This window comes from Ureaplasma parvum serovar 3 str. ATCC 27815, from assembly GCF_000019345.1.
Taxonomy (GTDB): domain Bacteria; phylum Bacillota_I; class Bacilli_A; order Mycoplasmatales; family Mycoplasmoidaceae; genus Ureaplasma; species Ureaplasma parvum.
On sequence record NC_010503.1, the window covers coordinates 707,497 to 724,177 of the forward strand.

Sequence of the window (16,681 nt, forward strand, 5' to 3'; positions counted from 1 at the left end):
TTCAAATAAAACATTTTATTGTTTATTTAATTCTTTAATTCTTGCAGATTTGCCTGAACGATTACGCATGTATGAAATATAAGCACGTCTTACTTTACCATACTTGATAACTTCAATTTTTTCAACAAGTGGAGAATGAATATTGAATGATTGTTCAACACCTATACCACTTGATTCTTTACGAACAATAACTGTTTCACTTGAACCAGAACCACGACGACGTAAAACAACGCCTTCAAACTTTTGAATTCGTGATTTTTTTCCTTCTACAATTCGATTATGAACGATAATTGTATCACCAGAATCAAAATTAGGAATATCTGTTTTTAATTGTGTTGAATTAACAAAATTCATAATTTCGCCTTTGTTAATCTTAAATAAAGCCATTTTTTACACCTACTTTTTGTTATTTAAATATTTTTGATATAAATCAGGACGATTCTTTTTAGTAATCGTCTCTTGTTGCTGTTTACGAAAATCAGCAATATTTTTATGATGACCAGATAATAGTATATCCGGTACTTTATGCCCTTCAAAAACAAGAGGGCGTGTGTAAACAGGATAATCTAATAAGTAGTTATTAAATGATTCAGTTTCTAAACTAGAAGGAGAAATAACGCCATCTAACAAACGAATAACAGCATCAGAAATTACCATACTTGGTAATTCCCCCCCTGTTAAGACAAAATCACCGATACTATATTGGGCGTCAATGTAATAATTAATACGTTCATCAAAACCTTCATAATGACCAGCAATAATGATGATATGATCATATTTACTAACAAAATTGTTTGCTAATTCTTGATTAAAAACTTGACCTTTTGGTGTTGTTAAAATCACATATGAATTAGAAGAACGAATTGCACGAATGGCAGCAACAATTGGTTCAATCCTTAAAACCATACCTGCTCCGCCACCATATTGGTAATCATCAACTTTTTTATGTTTATCATTTGTATATAAACGAAAATCGATAACTTCTATTATAACTTGGTTATTTTTAATAGCATTACTAATAATTGAATGCTTTATCCATGTTTCATATAATTCAGGAAATAAAGATAAAATCGATATTTTCATTAATGTTATAAATTATTTAGCTTTACTTAAAGCAGCTTTACGTTTTTTATTTGCATCTTTTAAAGCAATAAATTCTTTTCAAATACCTTCTTGTGATAAGATATTTTTTACCGTTTCACTAGGTTGTGCTCCGTTTTGTAATTGAGCTAAAATAGCTTCTTTTTTTAAAACAACTTGTCCTAAAACAGGATCATAATGACCTAAATTTTCAATATATGCACCATTAGCTTTGGTTTTAGCATCCATAACTACAATACGAAAAAATGGTTTTTTATGTGTTCCTACTCTTGTTAATCTAATCTTTACCAAAATTTTCACCTCGTTTGTTTTATTATTAAAATAACTTTTAAATTATAAATAAAAAAAACCAAGCTGTCAAGTATTTTTACTTAACGCTTTGGTTTTTATTTTAGTAAGTAATTATTAATAAATAATGCAACAGAATTAGAATTATTTTTATAATTAATAATCACATCAACATGTTCAATAATTGTTTTAGATTTAGTTCTAGCAGCCGCTGCTAAACCACTAATTTTAAACATTGGAATATCATTAGGCGAATCGCCAATCGTTGCAACCTTATCTAAATTAATCTGGTATAAATTAGCAATAAATCGTAATGATGATGCCTTATTAATATTTTTATTAGTCACTTCAACAATGTATTTTGAGGTGAATGAAATATTTACTTGATCACTAAATTCTTTAATCAATTGATCTATAACCTCGTGTTTTAATTTTTTAACAAAATTTGAAGGTAAAATATTAATTTTATAAAATTTATCATTTTTATTAAAAATTGGGTTTAAACAAACTTTTCTTTTTGTGTGATGAAGTTGTAATAAAAATTTATAGTTAATATTATAAACATCTAAAAAATGTGTTTGCATAAACCTTTGGTTATATGGTCAAAATCCTAATCCATGTTTTAATGAAAATTTATAGATTTCATTCACTATATCTTTATTAATTGTTGATTCAAACAATACTTTTTCATTAATAACATCATAAATATATGAGCCATTAAAACATGAAATATATTGGATTAATTCCTTGATTTGATCATGAATTAAATGCACAATCTTTAAAGTATTTTCTAATGAACGTCCTGTACTTAGTACAACCTTACCGCCTAAACTAATATATTTTTTTAATCCTTGTAAATTAGCTTTACTAATGTTTTTTGTTTTCGTTAATAAAGTACCATCTAGATCAATAACTAACATCTTATATTGCATATTTTATAATTTCCTTAAAGGCTCTAATTTTTATAAACCGTTTGAAATTAAATCATCAATATCAACTTCTTGTTCAATTTCTTCAACTTCAGCTTGTTTGATAAATTCAACATAATTATTGTCTTTTCTAAACTGTTCGACCAAATCATTATTAATAATTGTGACATTAATAATTGGATTTTTCTTACGTCATTTTCAAACAATTGATTTAACATTTCCACTAACTATTTCTTTTAGTTTTTTTTCATCAAATTCTTTTTTTGCCAACGCTTCTTCTAAACTTGATTTTGCTACATTAGAAATTTTATTAATTAAATTAGTTGATTCTTTGGCAAAAAAACATCCTCGTGTTGAAATACTTACAGCAGAGTTTAACTTAGCTTTTTTAAAATCAGCATTTAAAACTAGATTTAAAATACCATCACTGGATAAAACAACACGTTCACTTAATAATTTACTAATTTTAGAACTAATTTCATAACCATTAATAAATTTAGGTTCAGCATCAACATAAATATTAGTATGACTTAAAACACCATCTAATAATTGTAATTTTTGGCCATTTGGTGCAATAATGACATGGTCTTTATCAAAACCTTGGTCAACAGCATTTTGTTTTAAAGCACGAAACATTTTATATTCCCCATGGATTGGAAATAAATATGATGGATTAATTGCTTTAATCATTAATTGGTGTTCACTCCGTGTGGCATGACCAGAAGCATGAATCTTTTTGTTAGGTGAATTTTCATAAACTGTTAATCCGAGTTTATAAAGTTTATTAACCATTGCTTCGACTTGAGCATAGTTTCCTGGGATTGGATTTGATGATAAGATAATTGTATCTGATGGTTTTAAAGTAATTTTTGAGTGGTTATTATTAGCCATAACATTTAAAGCCGCCATTTTTTCACCTTGTGAACCAGTTAAAATTACAACAATTTCATGATCTTTATAAAATGGCAATTCTTTATGTGTGATAAATGAAGATTCAGGAACATTTAAATAACCCAATTTTCGACTTGTTTTAATATTAGCTTCCATTGATTTACCAATGATACAGATTTTTTTATTTAAACCAACAGCTATAGCAATAATTTCTTCAACACGACCTAAATTAGAAGCAAATGTTGAAATAAAAGTTCGTCCTTTAATATTTACCATATAATCACGAATGTTATCAATAACATATCGTTCACTTTCACTAAATCCAGGAATTTCAGCACTTGTTGATTCGCACATTAATACTGAGATTCCACGATTAGAAATTTGTGAAATCTTAGCTAAATTAGTCTCATCACCAGCTGTAGCAAAATCAAATCTAAAATCACCAGTTGTTACAATGTATCCGTTTGGTGTTTTTACACAAATTCCAAATGAATCAGGAATTGAATGACAAACACGATAAAAATCAACTTCAAAATATTTTGTTTTATACATTGACTCATCTTCAAAGACAATAATACGCGGAGGTTTAATATCTTTATATTCACTTAAACGACGTTCAATTAATTTTGCTGCTAATGTTGGTGCATAGATAGTCTTAATTTTAACATGTCGCAAAATGTGAGGAATCCCCCCAATATGGTCTTCATGACCATGAGTAACTACTAATGAATGAATTTTATGATTGTTTTTTATTAAATAATCAAAATTGGCAACAGTTCCATCAAATCCTGGTAAAGATGCATTAGCAAATTTAATGCCCGCATCAATTAAAATAATTTCATCTTCATGTTCAACAACATAAGTGTTTTTACCAATTTCTTCTAGCCCCCCTAAAGCATAAACATATGTAGGACTTTTTTTGGTATTTTCCATTTTAACTCCTTATAATTGGTTTTATTATTAAAAATTTATTTATATAAACATATAAACAATGTTGTAACATCATTTATACAAATCTTGATATATATTATTAATAATAATTATATTAGAAAAAGTTAAAAATATGAAAAATGATTATTATTTTAGTTGATATTGAAGTTATATTTAATAAATTAAAAAGTATTAAGAATTATACTACTCTTAATACTTTGTACAATTAGTGAATATTTTGATTAAAAATTATTTTGTTGCCATAAAACATAATCAATTTTATTATTGTTATTATTTGATGATAACGAATCATTAATTCGTGACACAATTTTATGTTTATCAATATATCATTCATACTCTTTAATTCTGTAAGTTGAATAACCTCGATCTTCTAAAAAATATTGTCGATCAATATCCTCAAACATAATCTGAACACTACGGTTTTCTTTTCAAGTTTCTAGTAGAATTGTTTTTACAATTTCTTTAGTTTCTTTTTTAATAATTACTAAATCAATTTTTTTAGTACCAATGTTTCAATTTGGAAAGATTTGGTATTTATTTGATAATTTTTTTGTTAGTTCGCTATAGATTTCTTTAACTAAATCATTATCAAATTCTAAATATGTTTGTTGTTCTAAACTTTCAAGTGAATCATTAATACTTAATTGACCATTAATTCGATCAACATATTCAATAAAGCGTTTAAATGTCAGTGCATTTTGATTATTAAGATTTGAAACTTGAATTTGATGACCATAAAGTGATTTTATAACAATCATTTTTTTACGTGCACGAGTGATCGCTACATTTAAACGATTCATTCCGCCCTTAGCATTAAGTGGTCCAAAATTATTACGTAAATTTCCTTCAGGATTTGGGCCATAAGCAATTGATAAAATAACTAAATCACCTTCGTTACCCTGAACATTTTCAAGATTAGTTATCACAATTTCATTATTTTCAATTTTGTCACACAATCCCTTTTCAAATATATTCATTCGTTCAAAAAGTAGGTTTTCAACTAGACTAGCTTGTATAGCATTAAATGTTACAATTAAGATTTTTTCATATTTTTTTCAATTATCAATTAATGTTGCAATTGTTTGTTCTGCTTCTAATGGATTACCTTTTTCTCAAACTCCATTAACATTAATAACGTCAATTCCTTTTTCAAAAGCACCTTGGCGTGTGGCTACTTCTAGATTATTGTTATAAATGTATTTATTTGAAAACTCGATTAACTCTTTTGAATCAGAACGATAATGATTTTTTAAATGATATTCATTTCATCATGAAGTTTTAGCACGTTCTAATAAAGAATCTACTTTATCAAAATCATCAATTTCAAAGTCACTATCAGCTAACTTATTAATAAAGAATGATGTTGGCTTTAATTGTTTATCATCACCAGAGACAACTTTAGTTTTACAACGATACACAATAGGATATGATCGTTCAATTGTCATTTGGGATGCTTCATCAAAAATTCCATAATCAAATTCATTCTCAACTAATGGAATTAAAGATGCAACATTATCTGGACGCGCAACCCAAATCGGAAATAAACGTTTTAAAGCAGTGTAATATTTAGATAAATAACGTGAAATTGATGGTCAAGAACGTGATGAAGCAATTCGTAATGCGTTAGTAATTTCATCTTTTTCTTGTTGAGGTAGTTTTGTTAAATAATTTCTTAAATTATTAATATATTTTTTAAAAACAATTTCACCAACAATTTTAGCGGAGCGCATTGATTCACGTCTTAATTGAATAATAATATCTTGCAATAAACGCCCTTTAGTTTCAGAAAACATTGGAATTATATGTGTAATTTCATCTCATAAAACAATCACTTTTAATTTCTTAAATTGATCGTGCGTGATTAATGTTGAAACATGTTTCATAATTTTACCAATCTTTTCAAGATCAAATAAAATTAATGGTTCTAAATACAGCGTTTTAATATATGGTAAAGATAATCATGATCATTCACGAATAATATCTTGCATTGTTGGTGTATAAATTTCAGCAAGCGTATGTAATTTTGACAAAAAATCAACATCCTGGTTGATAAATTCACGATACGAAGCAATTTGGTCCATTTTTGGTTTAGATAAATATTCAATATTATTTAAAAAATCTATGAATAATTCAATTACTTCTTGACTATCACGATTGCGTGTTTTAATTTCTTTTAAACTTAATGATGATTCATCGCTTGGGTCAGCGTTAGTAATAATTGTACCGTTACTAATAAATTCAGCAAAAATAATTTGTTTGTTTTCATCACTTGCATTATTATAAATTGATAAAAATGCTGAAATACGATCTTTGTTTTTAATTAGAAAACTAAATCATTCATTTTTGGCTAATAATTTTTTGTGTTTTGTAAAAAAATTATCACATAAATCAATAATTTCATTTAGTTCTTGTGTTGTTTTTGATTGCAAACTAAAATCTTTATCTATCACATCTTTACGGAACTTTAAATAATCACCAATTTTGTCTATAAAAATACGTTTATCACGAATTGATTTATTCATAAAAATAGTGTTCGATTCAAGATTATGTTCAGCTAAAAAGTTGTAATAATTATCAATGTCTTTGGTGATTCTATTAGCATGCATCAAAAATTTTGTCACTAATTCATCATTGGTTTGAATTTTATTGGTAATCATTTTTAAATGTTTTAAAATTTCTATAGAACTATAATTATCTGTTAGCTTATATTTTTTAATAAAAGAAGTAAATCTTAGATAAGCTGTAAATAAATCTTCAATTTTTAACAAATTGTATTCATTAAAAATAGTGCTGATCTCTTCAAATAATGTTGTTCGTTTTTCATTTTCTTCATTAAATTGTTGGGGAGTTAATCATTCTTTAACAATTTGTTCTCCTAATTCATTTTTGGTAGCCACATAATCAGCATAGTCCATTTTATAAATGCCATCATTATAATCTTCTATACTCCAGTGTTTTTTAACTAATTGTAGTAATTCAGAATTTCAATCCTCATAATTTTTAAAAAACATTGATTCCTCTGGAGTAAATTTAATTGGTTCTATTTCTTTAATCTTTGTAGAACGAGATTGTTCACGATACCATTGTGTACCTAATAAATCATTTAAATTAGAAATTTTTTCAAAAAAAGTTTCTTTGTTTGTTAAATCATAAACATATAAAGCAAATTGTGAAAGCGAACCTATTCTTTCTGTTAATACATCTAAAGCCGCACGTTTTTCTGATACTAATAAACTACTTTTTCCTTTTAATAAAACATTAAAGATAATATTTGCAATTACTTCAGACTTTCCTGTTCCAGGAGGTCCATAAATCAAAGTATTTTGTGAAAGTGATGATGCAACAGCATATTTTTGAAAAATATTTAGAGGACGTCCAATTTCCACCACCATTTGTTCTTTAATTACTTTATCTTCATAATATTCAACTGGTTTATTCAAACCATCGTTTTCTGATTCAAATGGATCAACATCCATTTCAATAATTTTATGTAAATCAGCTTTTAAAGCGCCCCCATCGGGTTCGAATAACCCCAGTACAGCTGATGGTTCAATTTCAAAAGTTGTATATCGATCTAAAATTTGTGTCTCATTTTCGTTCATGAAAGGAACAAATTCGTTTTCGTTAATATTAATTTTTTGACCTGTCATATCTTCAATCATTTTAATAGTTGAAGACAATTCATAATTAGTCAACAATTCTGTTGTTTCAACCTTAAAATCTTGATAACCTTTTTTTAAAAAGATTTGGATTTTTTCATTAACAATTGGCTCATCTTGAATTTTAGCGATAAAAATTTTATCAGCTTCTTCTCGAATTTCAACTTTAAATAAAGTTAATGGTGATTTAAAAGGATCGTTTGGTAATAATTTTCCTTTCAAAAAATTAAAAGTAAAGTAAAGAGGTCAAACAGTTGTATCTTCAAAATAATTTTTTGCTAGTCTATTAATAGAAATAAACTTTTTTCTAAATGCTAACAATTGTTCAATTGCTAAAGGAATAATTTTTTTCTTATTTGCATGAAAATCACGTTGTAGTAAATTAATTTTATTATCTGCTAAATTTACATTGTAATTTACTAAGATTTCTAAAAATTCACCAATATTTAAAGCATTTTTTAAACTTTCTTCAAATAAATTTAAATTCTTACCTACATTTAATTCAACATAACTAATTTCGCCATTAACAAAACTAATTAGATCTTCTTTTTTAATATACTTAAATAAGTCTATATTTCTTGATGATGAAAGTCTTGTTAAAATAATTGAATCATGCGGATTTAAATTAACAAGATTCATCAATTTTTGTTTAATCGCTTTTTTCATACTTGTGGATACCTCGTTTTTTATAATATGATTATTTTAACTAAAAATAAGAAAGTTTTAATATCAAATTATTTATCTTATTTGTGCTAATATAATTCATATTTTTAATCTACATTTAAAAAATAACTTTGTTATAAAGTTGTATAATTATATAACATACAAATTAAATGGATTAAGTAAGCAAACTAAATTTATATGAGAAATAATTTATCTGATTTGGAAATCGAAAAATTGACCAAAACATTAGTATCAAAAAACAAAAGAGTTGTAGCTTTATATGGCGTTCCCGAAAACACTTCTTATAAACTAATGAACGATCTAATTAGTTTAATGGATGTAGAAATTCCTAATTGATCATCAATTTCAAGCGCAACTGAAGACCAATGTATTAATGATATTAAAAATTTTTTACTGTCAAATGCAAGTTTAGAAAACTTTAAAAACTTGCCTTCTAATAACCCTTTAATTAATTGGTGGAAAAGACGCCGTTTAAATACTGTTGTTAAAAAGATTGAAGAAATCAACTCAGCGTTCGCAGACCGTGAAATAACATCTCGTTCAAAAATCTTTTTGATGCCTGTTTTAACAGCATTTAGTACTTTAGGAACTACACTAGCTGTTCCTTTAATATCTGTTACTTTTTTACGGGGTGATGCAATTATTAATTTGTGGGGTAAAGATGGATATATTGCTTTCTTAAGTTTACTATTTTCTTTAGTTGTTGCTGTTATTATTTCAGCTTTTGTCGCTTTATTTAGTAGTTTAAAAAATAATAAACGTAATTATATTGTTTCAAACATGACCAAAGGTCTTAAAAGAATATATGATAAATATTTTATCGAAAGTAATTCTCAAGAAAAGATTAATGCTAAAGTAACTTTTTATTCACGCTTTTTAGAACGTTCTAAATTCGTTGTTCAAAATAATTACACATTTTTTTATGATGTTGTAGATATTAATAGTGATCAATATCCTAAAATATTAAAATATTTCAAAACCTTAAACCAATTAAATAATACAGTAATCTTCGATGCTAGTGGTTTTAAATATTTAGACGAACGTAAAATTTTCCGTAACATTATCGATTTAGAGAAAACAAATGTTGTCCGTTTGGATCGTTATAAAACAAAAACAAGCGGACGTCGCTTAATGAGTTTTATTTTCTATCAATTATCAATCATTGCTAATGTTAATACACGAAAACTTTTACAAAAATTTCCTTTCTTTGTCAACTCTTTATATCGTTTTTTAGATTACAGCGAAAAAAATACTGAGTTATTAACACTTTTATTAGACATTAAAAAACACGCTTCAAAAACAGAAATTCCATTAAACGATGAATCACAATTATTTTTTGTAGACTTTTTTACATTCGTGGTTTTTAAAGCTTTGGATGAATTAGGATTTGAGACGCTAATGAATGATTTAACAGTCTATGGTCGTCCATCTGAAATCACTAAGAAAAATATAACTTATAATTCATTAAAATTGGATTACATCATTAATCGTAATGCGCGTAATTTTGGACAACAAGCATTATTGTTTAACTTATTAGATTATTTTGATGAGACAGTAAATAAAAATATCTTTAACGAATTAGGAAATAGTAATAAAAACATGATTTTTTCTAAAAATCATCAATTAAATTTAGCCAATGAAGCTTTAAGTAAAAAAGGTTTTACAAAGCGTGAAATTGATTTAAATAATCATTGATATGATGCTTTATATTCTAATCTTCATGATGATGAAGACATGTTTGTTAAAATTATTGAAATTAAAGATAATGTTGATATCTTAAATGTATTAGATGAACTCTTTGTTCGTGCTCAAAATGATGGTGTTAAAAATTTATTAATTTATGTTTTTAATGTAAAAATGTTATATTCATTAATAGATAATGAATACGAGTTGGTTAATGAGTCAATTATTTAATACTTAATATATAAGTTTTTAAATTTAATTATTTTATTTAAAATAATAGGAGTAAAATAAAACGATGACAAATGATGAGCGTAAAGAATTTATTAGAAAAAATAAAATTATTTATTTTAATCGAATTCGTTACTTTTTTTATGAATGAACAGATATGAAAGCATATCAACGCATGTTAGTGCCTGAAACTTTTTTCTCATTTTTTTATCAATTATTCGTCTTAATGATTGCTTTTTGTTCCGTTACAATTATTATTTATAATCAAATTGAATTAAAACAAGCTAATGAAGAGCACATAGACTTTATTGCTAAATATTTTGAAGTTTATTATGCTTTTAATATTTTTTTTATTATTGATTATTTAATTCGTATTTCATACGCTGATTACACATACAATTCAATTTCAAGACTAAAGGCTTTTTTAATAGCACCATTTCGTTTTGTTAATTTATTGGATCTAGTATCTTTTGTAGCAATTGTTATCATTTATAATACAGGATTATTAGATTTTGTAGCAAAAATGAATGAAACAACTTCATATTCACAAAAATTTGATTATTATTATCAAATCATCAATAATAATGCTTATATGAATGTTGTTCCTTGTATGTTTTTAATTAAAATCTTAGGTGCGCATTCTAAAATTATCAAAAATGTTATTTTGAGTAGTGAAGTTAATTTCTTTTGACAAATTTTTAAACGGCGTTGACGTGTATTATTATCATCATTCTTAATTTTAGTTTTATTTACTTTTCTATTAAGTTTTATTATTTATAGAATTGAACAAAATTATTATGAAATAAAGCATATTTTGCCTGGTAATCCGTTGTACAAACTTAAAAATTTTGGTGAAACTTTGTGGTTTTCTATGGGAACAATTACCACGATAGCTTATGGTGATGTTACACCTGTTTCTCCAGCTGGTAAAGTATTTGCCGTTATTTTAGGTGTAATTGGTGTTACCTATTATGGTTTTCTGACTTCATTATTTGCTTCAGCTTTAATTTCAGTAATTAATGAATTTGGTAAACGCCGTGATAGCCGTAGATTGTTAGAATTTCAAAATGAAAACGAGCGATTATTGCATGAATTTTCTGAGCAAATTAAAGTAGATATTGTCCAAGAATTAATTAAAAATAATGTTATTCAGGATCCAGAAGAAATTAAACGAATTGAAGATCTTCAAAATCAAGAACGTGAAGCTTTAAAAATGAAAGCGAAACGCCGAAAGAAAATTTATTTTAGTGATGATTTATTTGATGATACAAAACGAATTAGTGTTTCAAACGTCAAAGTACGTAGTGCTTCAAATGTAACAAAAGTATTAGGTCGATCATCAACAAAAAAATAATTAAAAACCTGCAAGGTTAAATTGCTGGTTTTTAATTTTATTTTCAATATTTACCTCACTCAATGTCTTTTTGTTTTCACTGAGGATCATCTCAAAAAGTAAAAAAAGCGTTTGATGTGTTAAAAGTAATTTCACCAATATACAAGCGATGATCAACATAATAAAAATCAATACGAAAGTGTTTAAAATCATTTTTTAAAACTTCATAAATTTTTTGGCAAACATCTTTTATTTCACTAAAGTCAAAATTAATTATTTCATGATTTAAAATTGATTTATTATTTTTTAAATCAAAAATATTACTTTTTAAAAAATCCCAATTTCAATTATTTTTTTCAATTTCATCCTTATTCATATATAAACAAAATTGCTCTTGTGCAAAACAAAATATTTTATAATCAGCAACGAGTGTTTGTTTTCCTAATAAAGGTTCAATAAGTACTTGTGGTTTAATTTGTGAATAACATCATGTTTCATAAAAATTACGTGGATGATTAATTTTTTTATTAAGCAAGATGTTATTAAAATGAGTTATTATTTGTGTTAATTCTGCTTGTGAAGTAGTTTCACGAATAATATATAAATCTTCATTTTCAGTGCTATTATTCAATTTAATAATATAAGGTTTAGGGAACTTATTAAGATCTAATAAAGTAATTTGATTTTGACGATTAAAAATTGCTAAAGTTGGAACTTGATATTGATATAATCGATGTTTTATTAATCATTTTTTAAAACTTATTTTATCGACAATTTCTAAAATTTTCGATTGATCTGTATTTAAATACATATAAAGTAGTTTTTCATTATAAGTTTTTGGGTCTTGCAAATTCGGAGTATAACCCATTGTTTTGCTTCATATATTTATTAAAGATTTTTTAAATTGATTACGATCATTTTTATAATATAATCTTGTAATTTCATTTAATTCTTTAATTAATTTATCAGTTATCATATTTTTTATTCCTTGATTAAAACATTAACTCTCTTAGTAATTATTTTAGGAGCATATGATAATTTTGAAGCACTTATATTATCAGACCACGCCCCATCTTGTCGATCTATCAATCAATTATTAATATTATTAATTATTAAATTTTGTGATAATAAATATTGATACATACCTCTAATTTCACGATCTGTTTGCTCAATAAGAATTTCTGCAATATTTGGACGAGTATAAACTAATGTAAATCCAACTATTTTATTTATTGATTTTTTTATTAAAAGTGATCCCATAAAATAAGGATTAGTTTGTGTGTTTAATAACAAATCAGAATTAGAATTAACTAGCATTCTTTTTGAATTAATAAAATTTTTAACATCTCATTCTTTTAAGAAAGTGCAAACCTCATGTAAATGAAATTTAGGATTATACTTAATAATTTCATAATCATTTTTAAAATTTTTAATAAAAAAATTAAGATTATTACGCTTTTTTTGTAGAATTTTTCCACAAAAGTATTTTAATGATTGCGTTTCATAAATAAAATTTGAATATCAACTATAAATTAATTCAAAATTAAATTGAGATAAATTATTTAAATAATTTTCATCTTGTATTCCATTAATTGCTAATAAAAATTCTTTTTTAAAATTTGTTTTTAATGCTTCTAAAGCAATTGGAATCAATGTTGTTCAATCATATTTTTTTGCATCAAAATAAGCGAATATAATAAAAAATTTGCCAATAAACTGTGTTGCAATTTTATTTTGTTCAATTATCTTTAATTCTTCATTTGCTTGTGCATAAAATAGAACAATATTTTTATCTTTTAAATACTCAAAATAAATATCATAACCATAATAAGTTCATAATAATAATGTCAAGGTCGAAATTTGTTGTCCAGGATTAATATCTTCTTTTATTTGCTCAACAAATTCATAATTATTTCATGTTAGTTTTGTATACATATAACCTTATAAGATATAATAAAAATCCATATAAAATGGATTTTTAAATGTTTAATAATTAAAAATAAATTAACGTTTTGTAAATTGAGGAGCACGACGTGCACCATATAGCCCAAATTTCTTACGTTCTTTAACACGTGAATCACGTGTTACTAAACCAGCTTTACGTAAATCGGTTTTTAAATCTTCGCGAGTTTGAATTAAAGCACGAGTAATTCCTAAACGAATTGCTCCAGCTTGTCCATTAAATCCACCACCAATAACTTTAACATAAACATCATAAGTTTCAGCTGTTTTTGTTAAAACCAATGGTTGCATCATGTCTTGGATAACTAATTTATTTGGAAAATAATTTTCTGGTTGACGATCATTAACAAGAACCTTTCCAGAACCTGGAACTAATTTAACTCTTGCAATTGAAGATTTACGACGACCTAAACCTTTGTATTCAACAATATTACTTTTTTGCATAATAATTTAATTCCTTCTTCTATTTTAATTTTAATTCCAAAATAGTTGGTTGTTGTGCTTCATGGGGATGTTTATCATTTTTATAAATGAATAATTTGTTTAGAATTTGTTTTGCTAATTTATTTTTTGGAAGCATTCCTTTAACTGAACGACGAATAAGTTCATCTGAATATTTGCTAATCATTTCTTCCCCACTACGTGTTCTTAAACCACCAATATAGTGTGAATGATTATATCAATTTTCACGTAATGCTTTTTGACCAGTTAAAACAACTTTATCTGAATTGATAACTACCACATAATCACCTGCATCAACGTTTGGTGTATAATCAACTTTATTCTTTCCTCTTAAAATATCTGCTACTTTAACAGATAAACGACCTAAAACTAAATCTGTTGCATCAACTAAATATCATTGTCGACGCGCAATAGCGACTTCTTTCTTAAGCATTGAAGACTTTTGCATTTTTTCTCTCCTTAAAAAAAGTTCTTATTTCTGTATAAATAAGTTTTAAAAATTAAAAATATTGGATTTTTTAGATGTAACTAAATATTATTATACTAAAAAGTTAACAAAATAATATAGAATAAAAATCAAATCTTTTATATTATTTAAAATAATCACTCATTAATGTTTCTTTTTTTAAAAAAACTTTTATATTTTTACAATTTATGGTAAATTAATTATTTTTTATATTTTTGATATATAGATTATCGTAAATTCCAAATTTTATCGTTAAATAATATTAGGAGTCTATAAAAGGAATCTATAAAAAATTATGAAAAGAAAGAATAAAATAATAACATCATCATTAGCTTTATTGTTTACAGGAGTAATAGCAACGATAAGTATTGCCGCTTGCTCAAAACAAAATAATCAAAAAACAAAAAATTTTAATTCACAAGAACAAGCAAATAAGATTATTGAGGCTATATTAAATAAAAAAGAAGGTAAGGATAATTTTATCGATTGAGTTCATTGATGAAATAGTCCATTTCAACAAGCACGCAAACTTGCAAAAGATTTAGATAAATATATTGATTTAACAAAATCTAAAAATTTTAAATCAATGATTGATAAAAATGAATATAAGTCAACTTTTAGTGCACAAATTGAAAATGTAATTAGGATCATTAAAGATGATATTAAAATGTATGCTAATTCACCATTTTGAAAAAAATGACGCCAGCAAAAGAAAACAGCACTATTTTTAATTAATTATGCACCTATTCAAAAAGATGATAGCCAAATTAATGCTCCAGGTATTTTATTACCTGCTGAATACCCATTATTATATTCTAAACCTGATTTTGAAGAACTACCAGGATTCGGTGCATTTTTTCCTACACCAAAATCTATGGATGCAGTCGATCTTTTAGATACTTGAAAATCGTTTGGATCATTAATTTCATCTAAAGGTAATTCTGTTGAAAAAAGCGTTTTAGCATCTAAATTACAAAATTCATTTGCAAAAACAGCAGATAAAGTTGTTTACATTTATGATGATGCTATTGTCCCTAATATTTATGATAAGAATGGCAATCGTAATTTAAAAATTACACAAGAATTTGCTAATTGAATGATTAACCAAAATTATAAAGGTTATTTAGCTCGTGAATTTTTAAAAATAAATCAAAAAAATGATTTAATTCCTTTACCAATGAGTATTGTTTGACACGCAAGTTATGGTATCATCGGAATGCATCGTATGTTATATACTTTATCAAAAGCTTTTGGAATGCCAAAAGATGAATTAGAACATTTGAAAGCACAAGAAAAATTTAAAATTCCAACTTTAAAAAAATTACTAACAAATGATGAATTAGAATTGAAAAATGGTATACAAACGATTAAAACAGGCATTGATTCGCCATTTAAATATCATCGCGATCAAAACCGTGATGATTGAAAAATTTGAGCAACTAATTCCCAAGTTTTAGATATTTGTATTGCTTTGGGTTTAAAACCAGATTTATTAGTTAAAGGCGAACTATCAACTAGTGTCCATGAAGATCCTAACTTAGCTTATTATTTAAATGATGTAATAAAAAACCAATTAAGTGATATAGAACAAATTAGTATTAAAAAAAACCACATTAATTGAACAGCAACAAATTATGAACCTATTAAAAATTTAAATGTTAATTTAATTTTAATGGGTGTGCATGGCTTAATTAAAAATTCAGCTTTTAAAAAAATGATGGATGAAGGTAAACAAATTAAAAATTGGGCCTTTACTGACCGCAGATTTAGCGATGAAACACGCCAATATGTTAAAAAAGGTGAAGAAGATTTATATAGCCAAAACGCATCAATTCTTGGTTGAGATGAGTTTTTAAAAACGAAGAACAATCAATAATAATTCTTACTTTAAAGTTAATAATTATTCAATTAAACTAATAAATATTTTAAAAACAGTATTAAAAATATTTTTTTAGAAAATTATTTTTTTTTAATTTCCTATTGTATAATATAAAAATAAAATTTTAAATTTTTTAAAAAAGAGGTCGTTAAAATGCGTCCTCTT

At 25.4% G+C, this 16,681-nt stretch carries 13 protein-coding genes; 3 read left to right on the forward strand and 10 right to left on the reverse strand.

The genetic code is table 4. The features are described 5' to 3' along the window. Positions 1-15 precede the first annotated feature (15 nt). The 6 genes from rplS to UPA3_RS03045 form a co-directional block, all read right to left on the reverse strand. On the reverse strand, positions 16-387 hold the full coding sequence (gene rplS, locus UPA3_RS03020; protein ID WP_006688591.1) for a 50S ribosomal protein L19: 372 nt from the start codon (positions 385-387) through the stop codon (positions 16-18). A 9-nt stretch (positions 388-396) separates the two neighbouring features. Continuing rightward, a complete protein-coding gene (gene trmD / locus UPA3_RS03025; protein ID WP_006688650.1) occupies positions 397-1,083 on the reverse strand; it encodes a tRNA (guanosine(37)-N1)-methyltransferase TrmD in 687 nt (228 codons plus the stop codon). A 12-nt stretch (positions 1,084-1,095) separates the two neighbouring features. Beyond that, complete coding sequence (gene rpsP / locus UPA3_RS03030) at positions 1,096-1,401, reverse strand: 30S ribosomal protein S16 (RefSeq protein WP_010891817.1); 306 nt, start codon at positions 1,399-1,401, stop codon at positions 1,096-1,098. 86 nt (positions 1,402-1,487) lie between these two features. Then, positions 1,488-2,321 carry a Cof-type HAD-IIB family hydrolase gene (locus tag UPA3_RS03035; protein ID WP_006688535.1) on the reverse strand — a complete coding sequence of 278 codons (834 nt, stop codon included), beginning with the start codon at positions 2,319-2,321 and terminating at the stop codon, positions 1,488-1,490. Positions 2,322-2,351: 30 nt separating this feature from the next. Then, a complete protein-coding gene (locus UPA3_RS03040; RefSeq protein WP_006689021.1) occupies positions 2,352-4,142 on the reverse strand; it encodes a ribonuclease J in 1,791 nt (596 codons plus the stop codon). A 239-nt stretch (positions 4,143-4,381) separates the two neighbouring features. Further along, a complete protein-coding gene (locus UPA3_RS03045; RefSeq protein WP_006688805.1) occupies positions 4,382-8,485 on the reverse strand; it encodes an AAA domain-containing protein in 4,104 nt (1,367 codons plus the stop codon). Positions 8,486-8,680: 195 nt separating this feature from the next. Between UPA3_RS03045 and UPA3_RS03050 the strand changes: the two genes are divergently transcribed. Both UPA3_RS03050 and UPA3_RS03055 read left to right on the forward strand, forming a co-directional pair. Continuing rightward, positions 8,681-10,417 carry a hypothetical protein gene (locus UPA3_RS03050; protein WP_010891819.1) on the forward strand — a complete coding sequence of 579 codons (1,737 nt, stop codon included), beginning with the start codon at positions 8,681-8,683 and terminating at the stop codon, positions 10,415-10,417. Between the two features lie 64 nt (positions 10,418-10,481). Continuing rightward, on the forward strand, positions 10,482-11,768 hold the full coding sequence (locus tag UPA3_RS03055) for a potassium channel family protein (RefSeq protein ID WP_006688606.1): 1,287 nt from the start codon (positions 10,482-10,484) through the stop codon (positions 11,766-11,768). A 37-nt stretch (positions 11,769-11,805) separates the two neighbouring features. Here UPA3_RS03055 and UPA3_RS03060 read toward each other — a convergent pair whose 3' ends face one another. The 4 genes from UPA3_RS03060 to rplM all read right to left on the reverse strand — a co-directional run bounded on the left by UPA3_RS03060 (position 11,806) and on the right by rplM (position 14,619). Continuing rightward, positions 11,806-12,723: an ATP-grasp fold amidoligase family protein gene (locus tag UPA3_RS03060; protein ID WP_006688475.1), complete on the reverse strand. Its 918-nt coding sequence runs from the start codon at positions 12,721-12,723 to the stop codon at positions 11,806-11,808. A gap of 5 nt (positions 12,724-12,728) precedes the next feature. Then, positions 12,729-13,682, reverse strand: a complete 954-nt coding sequence (locus UPA3_RS03065; protein ID WP_006688790.1) for a DUF2156 domain-containing protein — start codon at positions 13,680-13,682, stop codon at positions 12,729-12,731. A gap of 69 nt (positions 13,683-13,751) precedes the next feature. After that, complete coding sequence (gene rpsI, locus UPA3_RS03070) at positions 13,752-14,153, reverse strand: 30S ribosomal protein S9 (protein WP_006688496.1); 402 nt, start codon at positions 14,151-14,153, stop codon at positions 13,752-13,754. A gap of 19 nt (positions 14,154-14,172) precedes the next feature. After that, on the reverse strand, positions 14,173-14,619 hold the full coding sequence (gene rplM / locus UPA3_RS03075) for a 50S ribosomal protein L13 (protein ID WP_006688786.1): 447 nt from the start codon (positions 14,617-14,619) through the stop codon (positions 14,173-14,175). A 313-nt stretch (positions 14,620-14,932) separates the two neighbouring features. On the opposite strand from rplM, the gene UPA3_RS03080 reads away from it, so the two are divergent. Then, complete coding sequence (locus UPA3_RS03080; protein WP_006689042.1) at positions 14,933-16,513, forward strand: hypothetical protein; 1,581 nt, start codon at positions 14,933-14,935, stop codon at positions 16,511-16,513. Positions 16,514-16,681: the final 168 nt, after the last annotated feature.